The sequence below is a fragment of the Microcella sp. genome, from assembly GCF_019739195.1.
Classification (GTDB): domain Bacteria; phylum Actinomycetota; class Actinomycetes; order Actinomycetales; family Microbacteriaceae; genus Microcella.
Genome location: NZ_JAHHDS010000003.1, coordinates 585,683 through 603,287, shown reverse-complemented (window position 1 = coordinate 603,287; position 17,605 = coordinate 585,683). Strand labels below are relative to the sequence as shown.

Genomic DNA, 17,605 nt, shown 5'->3' with positions numbered 1-17,605 from the left:
GAATCGCGCGCATGCGCAGATTCCTCGACTTCCTCAGCCGAGCCGACGACGACCGCGGCGATGTGCCTGGGTGGGTGCTCATCACTTTGATGACAGCCGGCCTGGTGATCCTGATCTGGGCACTCGCGGGCCCCGCGCTACAGGGCGTGTTCCAGCAGGCGATCGATCGCGTCACCGGCTTCTAGGCGGAATCGCCCCATGCGCCGCAGGATGCTCGCGCGCAGCACCCCGCACCCGCTCGTCGCGCGGCTCACCGACGACCGCGGCGCGGCCCCCGTCGAGTTCGTGCTCGTCGGCGTGCTGCTCACGCTCGTGACGCTGAGCGTGCTGCAGGTCGCGTTCGCCCTCCACATCCGCACGACCCTCATCGATGCGGCCGCGGAGGGTGCGCGGTTCGCGGCACTCGCCGATAGCTCACTGCAGGCCGGCATCGAGCGGAGTCGTGAGCTCATCACCGCGGCCCTGGACGAGAGCTACGCGCAGAGTATCTCGGCGGGTACGGGGGCGTTCGGCGGGCATCCGGTCGTCATCATCACCGTGCGATCGCCGCTGCCCCTCATCGGCATGATCGGCATCGACGACACGCTGGAGGTGAGCGGACGTGCAGCCCTCGAACCGCTCCGCTGAAAACGGCGCCGTCGACGGATGCTCCGACCGCGGTTCGGCCTCCCTCGAGTTCATCACGGCAGGGCTGCTGATGCTCGTGCCGCTCGTCTATCTGATTCTCACGCTCGGCACCATCCAGTCGGCGGCTCTCGCGACCGAGGGGGCCGCGCGGCAGGGCGCGCGCGTGTTCGTGCAGGCCGAGTCGACCGCCGCCGGCACCGCGGCCGCCCGGCGTGCGCTTGACCTCGCACTCGCCGACCACGGGCTCGACCCGAGCGACGTTGCCCTCAGCATCAGCTGCACCCCCAACCCCGGGCAGTGCCACACCCGCCGAGGCTGGGTCACCGTCGACATCGCCGTGCGCGTGCCGCTGCCGCTCGTGCCGCCGATCTTCGACTTGCGCGTGCCGCTCGCGGTGCCCGTCGAGGCGAGCGCGACGCAGCAGGTCTCGCGATTCTGGGGCGCGCGATGAGCGGCCTCCACCAGAACCGACTGCGGAGACGGATGCTCCGCCTCGACCCGCGCGACGACCGAGGCTCGATCCTGCCTCTGATCGCGGGCTTCGGGGCTCTCGCGCTCGCGGTCGTGCTGCTCGGCAGTGCTGCCACCTCGCTCTACCTCGAGCGCACGCGCCTTTTCACCCTCGCCGACGGTGCGGCGCTCGCCGCAGCAGAGTCGTTCGACCTCTCGACTGTGCGGCCCACGCCCGAAGGCGTGCTGCGTCCGCGCCTCACGAAGCCCGAGGTCACGGCGGCTGCGGCCGACTACCTCACGCAGGCGCCGGGATCCCGACTCGAGGGGCTGAGGCTCGTCTCAGCGACAACGCCCGACGGCCTCAGCGCACGGGTGACCCTCGCTTCGGTGTGGGCTCCACCCGTGGTAAGCATCTTCGTGCCCGAGGGCATCCCGCTACAGGTCACCGCGACGAGCCGCAGCGTCTTCGATTGACAGTCACGACTGCCCTCAGGTGCCTGGCGGAACGTCAGCGTACTGCTCCATGACCGCGCCGATGGCGGCTTGCGCCTGCTCGATCGTCACGTCGAGATCGCCCCAGTACACGACGAGCTCGACAAGACTGCCGCCCATAGCGGCCCGACCTCGAACGGCCTGGCCCGAGGGGCTCAGCCACCACTGCGCGTTCGAGGTCGTGGTGCGCGGCTCGTACAGGTCACCCAGGTGTGGCCCTTCGGTCTGCTCGACCCCCGCGGCCCACGCGGCACCATCGACGACCCACGCGCCGATGCTCAAGACGTCGGTCGCACCGAAGAAGTACTGGCAGGAGCTGAGTTCGGCGAGGTCGTCGTTGGATACCGGACCGCCGAACGGCGTGTCGAGCTCGAGCGCTGCCAACAGGTCTGCGCCGACGGAATCGCAGAACGCGGCGTCAGCGTCGAGAGAGTCGGAGGGCGCTACCCACTCTTGTGATCGCGGGCCGGCAGCGGATGTGCGCTCGATGACGAGCTCGAGAATGTCGACAGCGACCTCGCCGATGGCGGCTTCACTCGAGTACGCGCCGAAGCTATCGATGAAGCGGAGTTCCATGGCCGACGTGCCCACGAGTGCAGTGATGATGCACCCTCCGGGAGCCAGGCCGTCAACAGGATCGCTGCCGAAGTAGCACGACCCCACCGCCGCTTCTGCACCGGTGACAGAGAAATCTTGCGTGAAAGGGTCGGTTGCTCTCTCTGCGACGACGTCTGGTGCATCGGGCATGAGTAGCACCTCGACGTCATCCTGCCAGGTGCCCTCGGTGCCCCAGACGCAATTCAGTCCACCTCGCTGCAGCAGAGGTATCTGTGAGACTTCACCTGGAACATTCGACTCGTCCCGCTTGACCGCGATCCGGGCGGTCACTCGTTCTTGCACTTCTGCGAGGCTCAGCATTTCTGCGCAGTCGATCGCGAAGACAGGGTTGGGGCGAAGGGCAGGCTCGACGCTTGGCTCCGGCGCTGGCTCGGCAGTCGGGGTGGCGACGGGCTCGGCCTCTGGCGTGCACCCGCTCAGCACGAGCGCAAGAGCCACGACGGCAGCCGTCACTGTGAAGCGAGTCATGCTCGCACGTTACTCGAGCAACAATGCATCGTCGATAACCCGGCCAGAATGGTGTCATGCCTCACGCTCGCGACACCCGCCCCTCCACCCTCATCAGCGTCGACATCGAGGCAGCGGGTCCGAGCCCGAGCAACTACGCGATGCTGTCGATCGGGGCGTGCCTGATCGATCGTCTCGAGACCGCGGCACCCGACCACTTCTACGCCGAGCTCAAGCCCGACCGCGAGGGGGTTCTCGACTCAGCGATGAGCGTCGGCGGGTTCACGCTCGACGGTTTGCGAGCATCCGCAACCGACCCGAGGTCGGCGATGCAAGCATTCGCCGACTGGATCGACTCGGTGACACCCGAAGGCAGTCGCGCCGTGATGGTCGGATTCAACGCCCCCTTCGACTGGATGTTCGTCGCCGACTACTTCGACCGCTACCTCGGCCGCAACCCGTTCGGGCACTCGGCGCTCGACATCAAGGCCTTCTACATGGGTGTCACGGGGCTGCCGTGGGCCGAGACGAGCATGGTGCACGTAGCCGAGCACTATCGAGTGACCGTCGACCTGACGCATAATGCACTGGACGACGCTCGCGACCAGGCGGCGCTGTTCCGATCTGTACGAGCGGAGCGCGCTGCGCGACCCGACTGACCGAGGCGGGCATCGCACCCACCCGAGAGGCACGCCGATGACGCCCCCCACTCAGACTCCCGCCGACGACCTCGAGCGCATTCGCGAGTCGGCCGCGCGACTCGGCGTGCAGCTCGATGAAGAGGGCGCGCTGCAGTGGCTTGCCGCGATCGCTGCCGACGCCGAGAGCGACGACCACATCGTCGAGCACGAGAGCGGAGTCTTCGGGCATCGCGTGAGCATGCTCGACTTCACGCCGCGCGATCTCGAGCGGTTCCGGCGCATTGGCGAGGTTGTCGAGGTGACGGGGCCCAAAGGCATGGTCGAGGGTGCTCTGGCGCTGAGCGGCTCGGCGGCGCAGTCGAAGATCCAGTCGTTTCCCGGTGACTGCGACTACTTTCAGCGGCTCAACATCAAGGCCGAGACGCGCGACGAGGCCTGCCGCATCATGGCCGACTGCATGCGCGCGGCCGCTCGCCGCACGGCGACGGGCGACCCGTTCCAGTTTCTCGAGGGCAAGCTCGGCAGCTACCCCGCCGACTGCTTGCACGGTGGCGCAGCGCGCAAGAAGGGCAGCCCGATCACCTGGACCGCAGAAGAAATCGAAGCCGAGCGCATCGAACTGACGCTTGCCGACGGCACCGTGCAGACGCTGACGTGGCAGGAGGCCGCGCTCGACCCGGGCTGGTGCAAGCTCGATTGGGTCGTCGCCGACCCCGCACGCAAGGCGCTCTCGAACGCGAGCAACGTGATCGATGTGACGTGGGAGGCCCCCGACGGCGAAATCGTGCCGCTCGACGGCTATCTCGACGCCTACTTCCAAGAGGTCTACCTCGACGCTGACGCGATGCCGACGTTCGCCAAGGTGGCCAAGTTCGTCAACGACGATGCGCTCGACGAGTATGTCGACCGGCTCGAAGAGGAGGTGCGCAAGTACCTCACCAAGCAGCTGAATTACGGCAAGGCAGCCAAGCGCATGTACAACATCTTCCGGCTTTCGGGCAGGCATCTGGATGCGGCCTATGTGCGCGAGCTCTTCGACGAGCCCGCAACGATCCTGTACCAGGTCTGGTCGCTCATCTCGACACTCGACAACGCCACTCAACCGGGCTCGACGATTCCGATCGATTCGGTGCGCGACCAGACCGACACGCTCATGCTGCAGGTGATCGACATGCTCGAGGGCGATGAAGAAGCCGAGATCGTCGCCGCGCTGCTGACGCTGCGGCGCACCCTTGAAGACCAGAACGCGGGCGAGCGGCGCACGAGCGATGTCGAGGCTGCCCAGAACCGCGTGATGAACCTCGTCAACACCTTCTTCCGCGAGAAGCTCGAGGGCGTTCCTACCATTCGGGAGTACATCGTCACGATGCAGTCGGCTGCCGACGCCTCGTGAGTCGCGAGCACTACGCCGCTCACTCCTGAGCGGCAGCACGACGGGCCCTGGGCGCGCTCTGCATGTTCCCAGAGTGCGGCCATACGGTGGTCGACATGACAGATCTGGCTGGCGCTTCCGTTCTCGTTCTCGGCGCGACGGGTGGTCTCGGTCGCGAGTTCGCGCGGCAGCTGGCCGCTGACGGCGCGCTACTGACACTCACGGGCCGCTCGATGCTCGCGCTCGACGACCTCGACATTGCCGGCGCGGCACTCATTCCCGCCGATCTCGATGACCCCGGTGCCGCGCGCAACCTCGTCGCCGCCGCGCACACCGCCCACGGCCGCCTCGACGGCATCATCAACGCGGCCGGCGTCGTCGCGTTCGGCGCCCTCGCCGACACCACCGATGAGACGTTCGAGACCCTGTGGCGCATCAACGTCATGGCTCCGCTGCGGGTGCTGCGGGCCGCGGCCCCGTCACTCGCCGAGTCGGCCACCGCGGGCGGCTCGCCGTTCGTCGTCTCGCTCAGCGGCGTGGTGAGCGAGACCCCGACTGCGGGTATCGGCGCCTACAGCGCGGTCAAAGCTGCCGTGGCCGCGGCGCATCAGGTCGCCGCCCGCGAGCTGCGGCGCTCGGGCATCCGCGTCATCGATGCCCGACCCGGGCACACCGAGACCGAGCTCTCGCACCACCCAGTGGCGGGCGAGCGGCCGACGTTCCCGGTCGGCTACGAGCCCGCCGCGGTCGTCACGCGCATTCTGGATGCTGTGCGCAACGACGAGAAAGACCTGCCGTCGAGCGCGTTCCAGGGCCTGCCGACCGCCGCGAGCTGACCGCGGCCTAGGGCACTTCGGTGTCGCGCGGCAGGTGTCGCGGAATCATGTAGCCGAGCATGCCTGCGCCCACGAGACCGAGCACGCCCAGCACGCCGGCTCCGACGGCGAGTGAGAAGGCCGCCGTCAGCGCTGCCAGCACGAGCGGAGCGGCCGCGCCGCCCGCGTCGAGAATCAGACGCCACGCACCGAGGAACATCGCGGGGTCGGTGCGACCAGCCAGGTCGCTGCCCATGGTCATGAGAATCCCCGCGCCGATGCCGTTGGCGAGGGCGAGCCAGATGGCAACGCCGATGAACCACGCGATGGGGTTGTCGATACCTGCGGTCACCGCAAGCACAATGAATCCGAGCCCCAGGCCGACCGTCGACGGCACGGCGGTATAGAGGCGGCCGAAGCGATCCATGAGCCAGCCACCGAGATAGAACAACGCGAAGTCGACGGCTGCCGTGGCGCCGATGATGGTCGCTGTCTGCGCATCGCCCAGGCCGATGCTCACCGCCCACAGGGGCAAGAGAACCTGACGGCTCGCGCGCAGGGCCGAGACGGTGAGCGCTGCCAGACCCAGCCGTGCGAGCACATCGCGTCGACGCCCGATCGTGCGCAGCACATCGAGCGGAGCCACGGGCGCTCGATCGCTGACAATCTCGCGGCGCAGCAGTTGCTCGGGGTCAGGTAGTAGCAGCAGGCTCGCCGCGACGCCCACGAGGGCGCCGATCGCAAGCCAGTAGACCGCGCCCGTCTCGCCCGTGAGCGTGATGATGGCGGCGCCCAAGAACGGGCCGATCATGAGACCGAGCCGGTAGACCCCGCCCAGGGTCGAGAGCGCCCGCGCTCGATACGCGGCGGGCACAGCGGTCGTGAGCAGGGCGTGGCGTGCGAGTGCGAACACTGCCGCCGACGCACCGAGCACCAGCATGCCAACGCCGAGCAGGGCCGCCGTGGGTGCGAGTGCAGAGATCGCGATGCCGAAACCTGACGTCGCGAGTGCCCCCAGCATCGCCGCCCGCTCGCCGACGCGAGCCACGATCCAGCCTGCTGGCAGGTCGCCCATGAGCTGCCCCACCAGGAGCATCGCCGCCACGAGCCCCGCCGTCGCGAGGTCGGCCCCGACCTGTGCCGCGAGAGACGGGATGAGCGGAATGATGGCGCCTTCACCGATCGTGAACAGCAAAGTCGGCAACAGCGCGGGAGCGACGATCGAGCGCCAGCGGAACGGCGGGGGCATCGAGGTCACCCCGCCGACTATGCCACGCCCCGCCGGTAGGCTGGGCTCGACATGATCGATCTGGACTTCGCTGAGCGCATCGCCGCCGCCCGCAGCACCTTCGCCGACATTCGCGCGGTGATCGATGTCGAGAGGCTCGAGAGCGACATTCGCGAGCTCAGCGAGCAGGCGGGTGCGCCCGACCTGTGGGACGACACGACCCACGCGCAGAAGGTGACGAGCGCGCTGAGCCACCGCCAGAGTGAGCTCAAGCGCATCACCGAACTGCAGGCGAAGCTCGACGACCTCGACGTGCTCATCGAGATGGCGCGCGAGGCCGATGACGCCGAGGCTGCGGACGAAGCAGCCTCCGAGCTCGACGCGATCGAGAAGACGCTCGCCGAGATGGAGGTGCAGACGCTGCTCGACGGCGAGTACGACGCGCGCCCCGCTGTCGTCACCATCCGTGCGGGCGCCGGAGGCGTCGATGCCGCCGACTTCGCCGAGATGCTCATGCGCATGTACCTGCGCTGGGCCGAGCAGCACGGCTACGGCACAACGGTCATGGATGTCTCGTACGCCGAAGAGGCGGGCATCAAGAGCGCGACTTTCGAAGTGGATGCGCCCCACGCTTTCGGCACGCTCAGCGTCGAGGCGGGCACGCACCGCCTCGTGCGCATGTCGCCCTTCGGCGCCGCGGGCAAGCGGCAGACCAGCTTCGCCGCGGTTGAAGTGATCCCACTTCTCGAAGAGAGTGCGGCGATCGAGGTGCCCGAATCGGACATCCGTGTTGATGTGTTCCGCTCATCGGGGCCCGGCGGGCAGTCGGTCAATACGACCGACTCGGCCGTGCGCATCACGCACCTGCCGACCGGCCTCGTCGTGTCGATGCAGAACGAGAAGAGCCAGATTCAGAACCGCGCGGCGGCTATGCGCGTGCTGCAGTCGCGCTTGCTCATCATGCAGAAAGAGCAGGAGGCGGCGACGAAGAAAGAACTCGCCGGCACCATCACGGCCAGCTGGGGCGACCAGATGCGCTCGTACGTGCTCGCGCCGTACCAGATGGTGAAAGACCTGCGCACCGAGTACGAGGTGAACAACCCCTCGGCGGTGTTCGATGGCGACCTCGACGGCTTCATCGCCGCGGGTATCAAGTGGCGCAAGCGCCCTCTCGACGAGTAAAGCGCGCCACCGTAGAGTGCTCGCCATGGTGAGCATCAACATTGTCGAGATTCCGTCGCGCAACCTCGAGCGCGCCCTCGCGTTCTACTCCCGTGTCTTCGCGCTCGAGCTCGAGATCTCTGAGATCGACGACCAGCGCATGGTTTTCTTTCCGCAAGTCGACCCCGAGGGTCCGGCCATCGCCCTCACCGAGGGCGACGACTACGCGCCGAGCGGCGAAGGGCTGCGGCTTTACCTCACGGTCGACGATCTCGAATCGATCCTCGCTCGTGTGGTCGACGCCGGGGGCGAGATCGCCGCCGAAATCGATGTCGTCGAGGGCTGGGGGCGCTACGCGGCATTTCGCGACCTCGAGGGCTCGGTCATCGGCATCACGCAGCCGCCCGTCGACTAAGCGAGCGCTGAGAACCGCACCCCGGCGGGTGTCGCACCGCGCTGCGACGCGCGGCGCCGCTTACGCTGGCGCACGATGATTCGATTCGATGAGGTCACCAAGGTCTACCGCGGAACCGCGCGGCCGGCGCTCAACAGCGTCAGCCTCGAGATTCTCAGCGGTGAGTTCGTGTTTCTCGTCGGCGCTTCCGGCTCGGGCAAGTCGACTTTTCTGCGGCTCGTGCTCAAGGAAGAGAAGCCGTCGAGCGGTTCGATTCACGTGCTGGGCCAAGACCTCGGCAGCATCTCGAGCCGCAAGGTTCCCTACTTCAGGCGCAACCTCGGCGTCGTCTTCCAAGACTTTCGCCTGCTGCCCAACAAGACCGTCTTCGACAACGTCGCCTTCACCCTGCAGGTCATCGGCAAGAGCAAGGGGTTCATTCACGAGGCGGTGCCTGATGCCCTGCAGACGGTCGGTCTCGACGGCAAGGGTCAACGGTTTCCGCACGAGCTCTCGGGCGGCGAGCAGCAGCGCGTCGCGATCGCCCGGGCCGTCGTCAACAAGCCCGCGATCATGCTTGCCGACGAGCCCACGGGCAACCTTGACCCCGAGACGAGCGCGGGCATCATGGCGCTGCTCGAGCGCATCAACGCCAACGGCACCACCGTCATCATGGCGACGCACGACGCCGGCATCGTCGACCGGCTGCAGCGCCGCGTCATCGAGGTGATCGGCGGTCGCATCGTGCGTGACGAGCGCGGCGGCGGCTACAAGACCCAGGCGAACCCGATCGCGACGCAGGGCTTCGGCATGGGTGCGCCCGCCGCGCCCCCGAGCACGCAGACCATCACGTCGGGAGACCACCGATGAGACTCGGGCTCGTGCTCAGTGAGGTCGGCCAGGGCCTGCGCCGCAACCTCAGCATGGTCATCTCGGTCGTGCTCGTGACGTTCATCTCACTGACCTTCGTCGGCGCGGCGATTCTGCTGCAGATGCAGATCACCCAGATGAAGTCGTACTGGTTCGATCGTGCTCAGGTTGCGGTCTACCTCTGCACCGAGTTCACAACCGTCGGCGGCTGCGATCAGCAGCCCGCCACTCCTGACCAGATCGCGACGGTGCAGGCGCAGCTCGAGTCGCCCACGCTCGCGCCCTTCATCGACACGTTCTACTTCGAGACGCAAGAAGAGGCGTTCGCCAACTTCCAAGAGCAGTTCGAAGGCCAGGCCGTCGCCGATCTCGTGACGCCCGACCTTCTGCCGTCGGCATTCTGGGTGAACCTCGTCGACCCGACGCAGAGCGCCGTGCTGCAAGACTCGCTGCGCGGCCTCGCCGGAGTCGAGAGCGTGGTCGATCAACGCAGCCTGCTCGACCAGATCTTCGACATTCTCAACGCGGCGAGCTTCACAGCGGTCGGGGTGGCCGCCCTCATGCTCGTCGCCGCGGCACTGCTCATCGCCACGACCATCAGGCTCAGCGCGTTCTCACGGCGCCGTGAGATCGGCATCATGCGTTTGGTCGGCGCATCCAACCGGTTCATCCAGACGCCGTTCATCATTGAGGGTGTCGCGGCCGCCCTTATCGGCTCGGTGCTCGCCGGGCTCGCGATCGTCGCGATCGTCGAGTTCTTCGTGCAGGGCTATCTCGCGCAGACCCTGCCGCTCACGTCGTTCGTCGGGCTGTCAGAAGCGCTGATCGTCGTGCCGATTCTGCTCGCCGCCGGAGCCGTGCTCGCCGCGCTCTCGGCCAACGTCGCCATCACCCGCTACCTGCGCGTCTAGCGCCCGTCGGCCGGCCGTGCCGCGTTCGGCCCGCGACCGATATGCTGGAGGGCTGCGCGCGGGGTGCGCGCGGCATCCGTCGGCCGCAACAGGAGGTGAATCGTGCCGAAAGAGACAGGCGAGAAGGTCGTGGCGACCAACCGCAAGGCGCGGCACGACTACGCCATCGAAGACACCTACGAGGCCGGCCTCGTGCTGAGCGGTACCGAGGTCAAGTCGTTGCGCATGGGCCGCGCGAGCCTGGTCGACGGCTACGGCTTCATCGACGGTGGTGAGGCGTGGCTCGACGCCGTGCACATTCCGGAGTACACGCAGGGCACGTGGACCAACCACCCGCCCCGCCGCAAGCGCAAGATGTTGCTGCACAAGGCGCAAATCATCAAGATCAGTCAGAAGGTCAAAGAGGGTGGCTACACGCTCGTGCCGCTGCGCATCTACTTCCTCGACGGGCGGGCAAAGGTCGAGCTCGCTGTCGCAAAGGGCAAGAAGGAGTACGACAAGCGGCACGCCCTGCGCGAGCGGCAAGACAAGCGCGAGGCCGATCGCGCCATGCGCACGCGCAATCGCATGAACGAGTGATGCACGGCATCACTCGCACGTCACTCTCGACACCATGACCAGCCGCCCAGCGAGCCGGGCGTAGGCTCGAGCATCGTGACTGACTCTCCGCCGGCCATGAGCGACCGCACCCGATGGCAGGCCTTCGCGATCGCCGTGTCGGTCGCGGCCCTCACGATTCTCGACCTTTCGAAGGTCAACGTGGGCATTCCCGCCATCGAGCAGGCGCTCGAGGCGAGCCCTACCGAGATTCAGATCATCGTCGCGGGTTACGTGCTCGCGTTCGGTGTCGTACTCGTGCCTGCGGGCCGCTGGGGCGACCTGCACTCGCGCCGCCGCATGTTCCTCATCGGTCTGGTCGTGTTCCTCGTCGCGAGCCTGCTGTGCGCGATCGCCCCGACGGTCGAGGTGCTCGCGGCCTCGCGCGTGCTGCAGGGCGTCGCCGCCGGTTTGCTCATGCCGCAAGTGCTGGGGCTGACGCAACAGTTGTTCACTGGCCCGGCGCGCGGGCGCGCGTTCGGCATCTTCGGGGCCGTGATCGGTCTGGCGACGGCGTTCGGCCCGACACTGGGTGGCCTCTTCGTAGGGCTGGGCGATGCCGACTTCGGGTGGCGGCTGATCTTCTGGATGAACGTGCCGCTCGTGGTGGCACTCTTCCCTTTCGCCTACAAACTGCTGCCCCGCACGCAACCCGACTCGGGTGCGGCGAAAGACCTCGATCTCGTGGGCACCGGGCTGCTGGCGCTCACGGTGCTCGCGGTGATGCTGCCGTTCGTGCTGACGACCGGCGGCACCGACGACGACCCGGCGCGCTGGTTCTCGCTCGTGGCCGCCGCGGCCACCGCGACCCTGTTCGTGTTGTGGGAGCGCCGCTACACGCGGGCCGGCCGGTCGGCGGTCGTCGACTTCACGCTCTTCCGTATCCTGAGCTACCGCAACGGCACGCTCATCGGCATGTTCTACTTCGCCGCCCTGCCCGCCACGTTCCTGACCCTCACGCTCTTCCTGCAGCTCGGCATCGAGCTCGCGCCGGTGTTCGCGGGCATGGTCACGATTCCGTTCGCGCTCGCCTCGGCGGTCACCTCGTTCCTGTCGGGTCGCGTCGTGCACCTCTACGGGCGGCGCATCGTCGCAGGCGGTCTCGCACTCGTGATCGGCGGGCTGGGTTCGACGGTGCTCGCGGCATTCGTCGTGCCGGTGGATGCTCTTCCGTGGGTCGTCGCGGTCACGATGGGCATCGCGGGCGCCGGTGGAGGAGCAGTCATCGCTCCCAACCAGACGCTGGCCCTGGCCGAGGTGCCCGTCACCTCGGGCGGGGTCGCCGGATCGATCCAGCAGGTCGCCCAGCGCGTGGGCACGGCCGTCGGCATCGCGGCCGGAACCGCGGCGTTCTACGCCACGATCTACGCCGAGCGGGGCGAGTTCGCCGAACTAGTGGTCTTTCAAGACGCGTTCCGCAACGCGAGTGCCGTCGCGCTCGTACTTCTATCGCTCGCGATGATCACAGCACTCGTCGACCTGCGTGCGCGGCAGGACGGGCGCATCACCGTCACGACCTAGCGTGCTGCGCGGCTGCCCGTGCGTGGGAGCACTCACCGCATGTTCAGCGCGCGCTGAAGCGCGCATCGACCGCCACATTGATCACGATCGGCTCGGGGCGCAACGAGAATCCCACGTCGCCGTGCGGCATCGAGGCCATCGCCATCGCGCGCTCCACGCGCGGCATGGGCATGCCGCCACCACCCGAGCCGTCGAGCATGCCGGGGTCGGCGAGGGCGAGGGGGGTCACCGACCCGAGGCCGACCGACTCGGCCAAGACCTCTGCTTTGGCCCGGGCATCGGCGACCGCGCGGGCGCGCACGTCGCGCTGCTCGCGCGCGAGGCGGGCATCCGTCAACGACCACTCGAGGCTGTCGATGGCGACCAGGTCGTGGCTCGCGAGGTCGTCGATGAGCTCGGCCACAGCATCGATTCGGCTGATCGTCGCGCGGCCCGATGCGGTGGCCTGATGCACGAGAGCCGCGGGAACGCCGTCGTTGGTCCACGGCCGGTGCGAGGTGACCGCCACACGGTCGGCAGACCACTGAGAGACGGGGCCGTCGTTGGCATGCTGTGCAGAGAGGACGCTCGAGACGTCGTTCAGGGCCGCCGTCACCGCGGCGACGACGGGCACGCGCTCGGGGCCGTCGGCGGTGACTGTGAAGCGCAGCACGGCCTGCTCGGGCGGCATCTCGCTGCGCGCCGATCCTTGCACGGTGATGACGGTCTCGCTCATGGTTCTCCTCGGTGACTCGGTGAGTCGGCAACGCGGTGACGGTGTCGCTCGGCGCTGGGCTGTCTGTCAGCGGTGACGTATACTGTAGGGCTACGCCGAGAACGGCGTCTGATCGTCGGCCTTGTGCGCCGGCCCCCATAACTCCACAGTGCGTGACAGTGACCCGCCCGGGCAGCACCCGGGTGACCGAGGGGATGATCGGTTTCGACATCGCCTGCGAAACGGTGAGAAGCGGGTCGAGGATGCAGGGTTATCTCGTAAACGATCTCTGCAAACAACAGGTGCCAATGCTAAGCGCACCGACTTCGCTCTCGCCGCCTAGGCAGAGTAGATAGTCCGTCAGTCCGGGTGCGTCTCCGACCCGATCACTGGCGTCATTAAGGAGACTTGCTGCGTGCCTGCGTCTCAGGTGCACGCGGGACTTTCACTGAGGCTGGGCTCGTCGACCTAGGGGTCTGCAACAAAGGTCGGAGCCGAGCAGAACGATTCAGCAGACTACGCCCGTAGAAGGCTCCGGCTCACAGCGATGGACGGGGGTTCAATTCCCCCCATCTCCACCACTGGTCGCTGTCACGCACTGAGGATCTTGTCACGCGATGCGAAACCCTGTGCATGCCGTGCTCTGTCATGCTTATGCCATGCGCACCCTTCTCAACATCATCTGGCTCGTGCTCTCGGGCTTCTGGATGTTTCTGGGCTACGCCCTCGCGGCCGTGATCATGTTCATCTTCATCATCACGATTCCGTGGGGCATCGCCGCGTGGCGCATCGGGGTCTACTCGCTGTGGCCGTTCGGTAAGACGGTGATCGACAAGCCGCGTGCTGGCGTCTTCTCGATCATCGGCAACATCATCTGGGTGGTGCTCGCCGGCTGGTGGCTCGCGATCGGTCACATCGTCTCGGCCGTGGGCCTCGCGATCACGATCATCGGTATTCCCTTCGCGATCGCGAACATCAAGATGGTGCCCGTCGCTCTGCTGCCGCTCGGCAAGCAGATCGTCGACCTGCCGTGACAGCCAGCCCTGCCGGGCTCGTGCTGAGGTGAGCCTCAAGCACTCTCTGCTCGCCCTGCTTGTCGTGGTGATCTGGGGCGCGAATTTCGTCGTCATCGATGTCGGCCAGGCGGATGTTCCGCCTCTGCTCTTCCTCGCCCTGCGGTTTCTCGTGGTGTGCCTTCCGGCGATCTTCCTCCTGAAGCCCCCGCCCATCGGGTGGCGCAACATCGTCGCGATCGGAGCGACGCTGAGCCTCGCGCAGTTCGCCCTGCTCTACGTGGCGCTCATGCTCGGCATGCCTCCGGGGCTCGCCTCGCTGCTGCTACAGACGCAGGTCATCTTCTCGATCTTGGTCGCCGCGGTGGCGCTGGGGGAGCGCCCGACGCGACGCCAGCTGGTCGGTGCCCTCATCGGCATGGCGGGTCTGGCGATCGTTATCGTCGGGCACAGCCAGGTCGCGCCGTGGCTGCCGCTCGCGGTTACGCTGCTCTCGGCTCTCGCGTGGACCGTCGGCAACGTGCTTACCCGCCGATCGAAGGCACGCTCGGGTCTTTCGCTCGTCGTCTGGTCGGGCGCCGTGGTGCCCCTGCCGGCACTCGCGCTCTCGCTCGTGATCGACTCGCCCCCGGTCGTGTGGCAGGCGCTGACCTCCCTGTCGTGGATCGCGATCGCGAGCACGGTCTACACCGCGGTGTTCGCCAGCCTCATCGGCTACGGCATCTGGAACTCTCTGCTCGCGCGCTACCCGACGAGCGCGGTGGTGCCGTTCACGCTGCTCGTGCCCGTCGTCGGCATTCTGACCGCGTGGCTCGTGCAGGGCGAGGTGCCGACGACTGCTGAGTTCATCGGGGGCGCGATCATGCTCGGGGGTCTCGCCGCAGCGGTGATTCAGCCGAAGCGCCGCGCCGCCCGCAACTCTCATGAAGCAAGTCAAGAAAACTTGACATGATGTAACGGATGCTTTACCTTCGAGCATGTCAAGCATTCTTGACACTGACCGAAGGGAGGCCCCCGTGGCCAAGCACGACATGGGCTACGAAGAGAAGATCGCATGGGCCGGCGTGATCGTCTCGATCGTGCACTTCACGATCTACCTGGGCGTGCTGCTGACGCGCGCGACGACAACCCCGATGCCCCATACGCCCTACGTCGACGCGATGCTGTGGAGCATCGGCGCAGCGATCGTGGTGATGATCGTGGTGTCGATCATCGTGGCCGTCACGACGGGCAAGGACGGGCGTGAGACCGACGTGCGCGACAAGCAGATCACGGCGCGCGCCGAGTTCACCTCGCGCGGCCTCCTCATCGCTGCCGCGCTCGCTGCGCTCATCTTCGCGATGCTCGAGCTCGATGCGTTCTGGATCGCGAACGTGATCTATCTGGGCTTCTTCTTCTCGGCGATGCTCGAGGCCATCACCAAGATCGCCCTGTATCGCGGGGGCATGCCCGCATGGTGAAGCCCACCCGCGTGACCAACAGCATCCGCGCTCTGCGGTTCGCCGCCGGCGAGCTCACGCAGGCCGAGCTCGCCGAACGGGTCGGCGTCACCCGCCAGACCATCATCGCGATCGAGCAGGGCAAGTACTCGCCGTCGCTCGAAGTCGCCTTTCAGATCGCGCACGCGCTCGGCGTGCGCCTCGACGAGGTGTTCGGCTACCCGAGCGCCGAGAACTGAACGGAATCATGATGACCTCATCGACCATGCGCGCCCTGCTGCAGCGCGGTTACGGCGGCACCGAGGTGCTGAGCATCGGCGAACACCCCGTGCCCGTGGCTGGGCCCAAGCAGCTGCTTGTGCAGGTGCACGCCGTGAGCCCAGATTCGGGCACGGTGCATCTCATGACCGGCCGCCCTTCGATACTGCGTCCCTTCGTCGGATGGCGTACGCCTCGGCAGCCTGTCGTCGGTCTCGCGTTCGCGGGCATCGTGCGGGCCGTCGGCGAGCAGGTCGAGGGCTTCGCGGTGGGTGACCGAGTAGCAGGTTCTGCTCCTGCGGCGTTCGCCGACGTCGTCGTCGCGAACCCTGCCAAGGTCGCCCGGGTGCCCGACGGTGTGTCGATGGCCGATGCCGCGACCCTGCCAATCTCGGCCGGCACGGCGTTGCAGGCCGTGCGCGACACGGCGAAGGTGCGGCCCGGTCAACGGGTGGCGGTCATCGGCGCGGGCGGCGGGGTGGGGTCGTTCCTCACCCAGCTCGCCGTGCTGGAGGGTGCCCGAGTGACCGGCATCGCCAGCGCGGCGAAAGCGGCCTTCGTGCGGTCGCTCGGCGCCGAGAAGGTGATCGACTACCGTGCGGTCTCCGACCCCCGAGAGTGGGGCGTCTTTGATGTCGTCATCGACACGGCAGACGGCCGCTCGGTGAGTGTTCTCAGACGCGCGCTCGCCGAGAGAGGCACCCTCGTGATCGTGGGTGCCGACGGGGCGGGCGGTCCGGTGCTCGACGGTCTCGACCGTCAACTCTCTGCCGGGCTGCTCAACCCCTGGGTGCGGCATCGACTGACATCGACAATTCAGGTCGAGCGGGCATCCGATTTGCAGATTCTGCTCGACCACCTCGGTGCCGGCCGTCTGCGCGCCCCCGTAGCTGAGATCGTGCCGCTCGATGCGGCCCGCGAGGCGATCGACCAGCTGCGGCACCAGCGGGTGCCCGGCAAGATCGTGATCGAGTTGCGCGCAGAACGCCCGTAAGTGAGGCGAGGGCGCGTCGCCTCAGCCGAGCGGAGCGTTGAGCGGCCCCGCTGGGTCGTAGGCGACGCAGAGCACCTCGCGATCGCCCTCGGCCCAACTCGACTCCGTCGGTGCGTAGTAGCTGACGTCGTAGGGCGTCTCGAGGTACGACTGCTGCACGAGTCGTTCGAGGGCGGCGATGCACACTGGATCGGCCTCGGCGCTGATCGCCTCGGCCCCGGGGTAGCTGGTGCCCGTGAGGGTGATCGACGCGATGACCTCGCTGTCGTGCGGCCCGTCGCAGGGTACGGTCGGCAGAGACTGCACCTCGGTGCCGGCATCATCGGCCACGAGGGCGTCATCGAGGCAGTCGCCGACAAGAAGGGCGAAGGGGTCGGTCGAGGGGTTCGGCTCGATGATCACACCCTCGTCATCGCGGATCGGCTGATCGGCAGGCACGATCGGCCCGCATGCCGACAGTGCGGCGATGCTCAGCAGCATCGCCGCACTGGCGAGAGGGCGAATGCTCAGTTGCCGATGTTCTGCAGCGATCCGGTGACCTGGCCCGCCTCGTCGTAGACGGTGCAGAGAATCTCGCGGTCGCCGTTCGACCAGCTGCCTTCGGTCGGGAAGTAGTAGCTGTAGTAGTACGCCGACTCGGCATACGAGGTGCCGATGAAGCCCGCGAAGGCGTCGAGGCAGGCAGCATCGGCTTCGGCGATGACCGCGTCCTGGCCGGGGTACGTGTCGCCGCTCATGATGATCGACGCGTAGATCTCGCTGTCGTGCGGTTCTGAGCAGGGCACCGTCGGCACGGTGTCGACAGTGTCAGAAGCGGTCGCATCGTTGAGGCAGTCGCCGACCTGCAGCGTGAACACGTCGGTGTTGTCGTTGCCTTCGACGACCTCGCCGCTGTCGTCGCGGGTCGCCTGGCCGCCGCCAGTGAGCGAGTTGAGAATGCTGCAGCCGCTGAGAGCGACGGTCGCTGCGCCGACGGCGAGCAGGGCGGTCGCGCGGGTCCAGCGCGAAGAGGTGATGAGGGTCACGACAACTCTTTTCGTTCGGGAGGAGTGGATGCCCG

General features: G+C 67.4%; 22 protein-coding genes, 1 other RNA gene and 1 pseudogene. 19 read left to right on the top strand and 5 right to left on the bottom strand.

Annotation, left to right across the window (positions count from 1 at the left end; genetic code table 11):
* The first annotated feature begins 11 nt into the window (after nucleotides 1-11).
* Genes KL788_RS04630 through KL788_RS04615 form a run of 4 tightly spaced genes read left to right on the top strand, consistent with a single transcriptional unit; the run spans nucleotide 12 to nucleotide 1,554 of the window.
* Nucleotides 12-185 (top strand): hypothetical protein, encoded by a 174-nt coding sequence (locus KL788_RS04630; protein ID WP_293168944.1) that lies wholly within the window; start codon nucleotides 12-14, stop codon nucleotides 183-185.
* Between the two features lie 13 nt (nucleotides 186-198).
* Nucleotides 199-627 carry a TadE/TadG family type IV pilus assembly protein gene (locus KL788_RS04625; RefSeq protein ID WP_293168942.1) on the top strand — a complete coding sequence of 143 codons (429 nt, stop codon included), beginning with the start codon at nucleotides 199-201 and terminating at the stop codon, nucleotides 625-627.
* Nucleotides 602-1,078, top strand: coding sequence for a hypothetical protein (locus tag KL788_RS04620; protein ID WP_293168940.1), 477 nt, complete (start codon nucleotides 602-604; stop codon nucleotides 1,076-1,078). The genes KL788_RS04625 and KL788_RS04620 overlap by 26 nt, the downstream gene beginning before the upstream one ends.
* A 32-nt stretch (nucleotides 1,079-1,110) precedes the next feature.
* Nucleotides 1,111-1,554 carry a pilus assembly protein TadG-related protein gene (locus KL788_RS04615; protein ID WP_293168933.1) on the top strand — a complete coding sequence of 148 codons (444 nt, stop codon included), beginning with the start codon at nucleotides 1,111-1,113 and terminating at the stop codon, nucleotides 1,552-1,554.
* Nucleotides 1,555-1,569: 15 nt separating this feature from the next.
* Here KL788_RS04615 and KL788_RS04610 read toward each other — a convergent pair whose 3' ends face one another.
* Nucleotides 1,570-2,658 carry a hypothetical protein gene (locus tag KL788_RS04610; RefSeq protein ID WP_293168931.1) on the bottom strand — a complete coding sequence of 363 codons (1,089 nt, stop codon included), beginning with the start codon at nucleotides 2,656-2,658 and terminating at the stop codon, nucleotides 1,570-1,572.
* Between the two features lie 56 nt (nucleotides 2,659-2,714).
* Between KL788_RS04610 and KL788_RS04605 the strand changes: the two genes are divergently transcribed.
* The 3 genes from KL788_RS04605 to KL788_RS04595 all read left to right on the top strand — a co-directional run bounded on the left by KL788_RS04605 (nucleotide 2,715) and on the right by KL788_RS04595 (nucleotide 5,486).
* On the top strand, nucleotides 2,715-3,296 hold the full coding sequence (locus KL788_RS04605; RefSeq protein WP_293168929.1) for a 3'-5' exonuclease: 582 nt from the start codon (nucleotides 2,715-2,717) through the stop codon (nucleotides 3,294-3,296).
* 37 nt (nucleotides 3,297-3,333) lie between these two features.
* The gene (locus tag KL788_RS04600; RefSeq protein ID WP_293168927.1) at nucleotides 3,334-4,671 is read left to right on the top strand and encodes a hypothetical protein; all 1,338 of its coding nucleotides are present in this window, start codon (nucleotides 3,334-3,336) and stop codon (nucleotides 4,669-4,671) included.
* 95 nt (nucleotides 4,672-4,766) lie between these two features.
* Complete coding sequence (locus KL788_RS04595; protein WP_293168925.1) at nucleotides 4,767-5,486, top strand: SDR family NAD(P)-dependent oxidoreductase; 720 nt, start codon at nucleotides 4,767-4,769, stop codon at nucleotides 5,484-5,486.
* 7 nt (nucleotides 5,487-5,493) lie between these two features.
* Here the strand turns inward: KL788_RS04595 and KL788_RS04590 are convergent, their stop codons facing one another.
* Complete coding sequence (locus tag KL788_RS04590; protein WP_367120440.1) at nucleotides 5,494-6,714, bottom strand: MFS transporter; 1,221 nt, start codon at nucleotides 6,712-6,714, stop codon at nucleotides 5,494-5,496.
* Nucleotides 6,715-6,765: 51 nt separating this feature from the next.
* On the opposite strand from KL788_RS04590, the gene prfB reads away from it, so the two are divergent.
* The 6 genes and pseudogenes from prfB to KL788_RS04560 all read left to right on the top strand — a co-directional run bounded on the left by prfB (nucleotide 6,766) and on the right by KL788_RS04560 (nucleotide 12,147).
* Complete coding sequence (prfB, locus tag KL788_RS04585) at nucleotides 6,766-7,875, top strand: peptide chain release factor 2 (protein ID WP_293168922.1); 1,110 nt, start codon at nucleotides 6,766-6,768, stop codon at nucleotides 7,873-7,875.
* Between the two features lie 25 nt (nucleotides 7,876-7,900).
* Nucleotides 7,901-8,269, top strand: coding sequence for a VOC family protein (locus KL788_RS04580; RefSeq protein ID WP_293168921.1), 369 nt, complete (start codon nucleotides 7,901-7,903; stop codon nucleotides 8,267-8,269).
* Between the two features lie 75 nt (nucleotides 8,270-8,344).
* Nucleotides 8,345-9,034 (top strand): annotated as a pseudogene (ftsE, locus tag KL788_RS04575) (cell division ATP-binding protein FtsE); the annotation flags it as partial.
* 80 nt (nucleotides 9,035-9,114) lie between these two features.
* Complete coding sequence (gene ftsX, locus KL788_RS04570; RefSeq protein WP_293168920.1) at nucleotides 9,115-10,029, top strand: permease-like cell division protein FtsX; 915 nt, start codon at nucleotides 9,115-9,117, stop codon at nucleotides 10,027-10,029.
* Between the two features lie 102 nt (nucleotides 10,030-10,131).
* Nucleotides 10,132-10,608: an SsrA-binding protein SmpB gene (gene smpB / locus KL788_RS04565; protein ID WP_293168918.1), complete on the top strand. Its 477-nt coding sequence runs from the start codon at nucleotides 10,132-10,134 to the stop codon at nucleotides 10,606-10,608.
* Between the two features lie 75 nt (nucleotides 10,609-10,683).
* A complete protein-coding gene (locus tag KL788_RS04560) occupies nucleotides 10,684-12,147 on the top strand; it encodes an MFS transporter (protein WP_367120415.1) in 1,464 nt (487 codons plus the stop codon).
* Nucleotides 12,148-12,190: 43 nt separating this feature from the next.
* On the opposite strand, the gene KL788_RS04555 is transcribed toward KL788_RS04560, so the two are convergent.
* Entirely contained in the window at nucleotides 12,191-12,862 is a 672-nt protein-coding gene (locus tag KL788_RS04555) for an SIMPL domain-containing protein (protein WP_293168916.1), read from the bottom strand.
* Between the two features lie 190 nt (nucleotides 12,863-13,052).
* On the opposite strand from KL788_RS04555, the gene ssrA reads away from it, so the two are divergent.
* The 6 genes from ssrA (at nucleotide 13,053) to KL788_RS04525 (ending at nucleotide 16,545) form a co-directional block, all read left to right on the top strand.
* Nucleotides 13,053-13,422: a transfer-messenger RNA gene (gene ssrA / locus KL788_RS04550) on the top strand.
* Nucleotides 13,423-13,500: 78 nt separating this feature from the next.
* A complete protein-coding gene (locus tag KL788_RS04545) occupies nucleotides 13,501-13,875 on the top strand; it encodes a YccF domain-containing protein (protein ID WP_293168914.1) in 375 nt (124 codons plus the stop codon).
* Between the two features lie 28 nt (nucleotides 13,876-13,903).
* Nucleotides 13,904-14,806: an EamA family transporter gene (locus tag KL788_RS04540; protein ID WP_293168912.1), complete on the top strand. Its 903-nt coding sequence runs from the start codon at nucleotides 13,904-13,906 to the stop codon at nucleotides 14,804-14,806.
* 64 nt (nucleotides 14,807-14,870) lie between these two features.
* Nucleotides 14,871-15,314 carry a hypothetical protein gene (locus KL788_RS04535; RefSeq protein ID WP_293168910.1) on the top strand — a complete coding sequence of 148 codons (444 nt, stop codon included), beginning with the start codon at nucleotides 14,871-14,873 and terminating at the stop codon, nucleotides 15,312-15,314.
* Complete coding sequence (locus KL788_RS04530; RefSeq protein ID WP_293168908.1) at nucleotides 15,308-15,532, top strand: helix-turn-helix transcriptional regulator; 225 nt, start codon at nucleotides 15,308-15,310, stop codon at nucleotides 15,530-15,532. The genes KL788_RS04535 and KL788_RS04530 overlap by 7 nt, the downstream gene beginning before the upstream one ends.
* 11 nt (nucleotides 15,533-15,543) lie before the next feature.
* Nucleotides 15,544-16,545, top strand: coding sequence for an NAD(P)-dependent alcohol dehydrogenase (locus KL788_RS04525; protein ID WP_293168906.1), 1,002 nt, complete (start codon nucleotides 15,544-15,546; stop codon nucleotides 16,543-16,545).
* Nucleotides 16,546-16,566: 21 nt separating this feature from the next.
* Here KL788_RS04525 and KL788_RS04520 read toward each other — a convergent pair whose 3' ends face one another.
* Nucleotides 16,567-17,025: a septum formation family protein gene (locus tag KL788_RS04520; RefSeq protein WP_293168904.1), complete on the bottom strand. Its 459-nt coding sequence runs from the start codon at nucleotides 17,023-17,025 to the stop codon at nucleotides 16,567-16,569.
* Between the two features lie 26 nt (nucleotides 17,026-17,051).
* Nucleotides 17,052-17,570, bottom strand: a complete 519-nt coding sequence (locus KL788_RS04515) for a septum formation family protein (protein ID WP_293168902.1) — start codon at nucleotides 17,568-17,570, stop codon at nucleotides 17,052-17,054.
* Between the last annotated feature and the right edge of the window lie 35 nt (nucleotides 17,571-17,605).

What these genes read in the sequence shown, in the direction of transcription:
- KL788_RS04630 (WP_293168944.1), top strand. Translation starts at nt 12, where the DNA reads ATGCGCAGATTCCTCGACTTCCTCAGCCGAGCCGACGACGACCGCGGC.
- KL788_RS04625 (WP_293168942.1), top strand. Translation starts at nt 199, where the DNA reads ATGCGCCGCAGGATGCTCGCGCGCAGCACCCCGCACCCGCTCGTCGCG.
- KL788_RS04615 (WP_293168933.1), top strand. Translation starts at nt 1,111, where the DNA reads ATGCTCCGCCTCGACCCGCGCGACGACCGAGGCTCGATCCTGCCTCTG.
- KL788_RS04610 (WP_293168931.1), bottom strand. Translation starts at nt 2,658, where the DNA reads ATGACTCGCTTCACAGTGACGGCTGCCGTCGTGGCTCTTGCGCTCGTG.
- KL788_RS04605 (WP_293168929.1), top strand. Translation starts at nt 2,715, where the DNA reads ATGCCTCACGCTCGCGACACCCGCCCCTCCACCCTCATCAGCGTCGAC.
- KL788_RS04600 (WP_293168927.1), top strand. Translation starts at nt 3,334, where the DNA reads ATGACGCCCCCCACTCAGACTCCCGCCGACGACCTCGAGCGCATTCGC.
- KL788_RS04595 (WP_293168925.1), top strand. Translation starts at nt 4,767, where the DNA reads ATGACAGATCTGGCTGGCGCTTCCGTTCTCGTTCTCGGCGCGACGGGT.
- KL788_RS04590 (WP_367120440.1), bottom strand. Translation starts at nt 6,714, where the DNA reads ATGCCCCCGCCGTTCCGCTGGCGCTCGATCGTCGCTCCCGCGCTGTTG.
- prfB (WP_293168922.1), top strand. Translation starts at nt 6,766, where the DNA reads ATGATCGATCTGGACTTCGCTGAGCGCATCGCCGCCGCCCGCAGCACC.
- KL788_RS04580 (WP_293168921.1), top strand. Translation starts at nt 7,901, where the DNA reads ATGGTGAGCATCAACATTGTCGAGATTCCGTCGCGCAACCTCGAGCGC.
- ftsX (WP_293168920.1), top strand. Translation starts at nt 9,115, where the DNA reads ATGAGACTCGGGCTCGTGCTCAGTGAGGTCGGCCAGGGCCTGCGCCGC.
- KL788_RS04555 (WP_293168916.1), bottom strand. Translation starts at nt 12,862, where the DNA reads ATGAGCGAGACCGTCATCACCGTGCAAGGATCGGCGCGCAGCGAGATG.
- KL788_RS04545 (WP_293168914.1), top strand. Translation starts at nt 13,501, where the DNA reads ATGCGCACCCTTCTCAACATCATCTGGCTCGTGCTCTCGGGCTTCTGG.
- KL788_RS04530 (WP_293168908.1), top strand. Translation starts at nt 15,308, where the DNA reads ATGGTGAAGCCCACCCGCGTGACCAACAGCATCCGCGCTCTGCGGTTC.
- KL788_RS04525 (WP_293168906.1), top strand. Translation starts at nt 15,544, where the DNA reads ATGACCTCATCGACCATGCGCGCCCTGCTGCAGCGCGGTTACGGCGGC.
- KL788_RS04520 (WP_293168904.1), bottom strand. Translation starts at nt 17,025, where the DNA reads ATGCTGCTGAGCATCGCCGCACTGTCGGCATGCGGGCCGATCGTGCCT.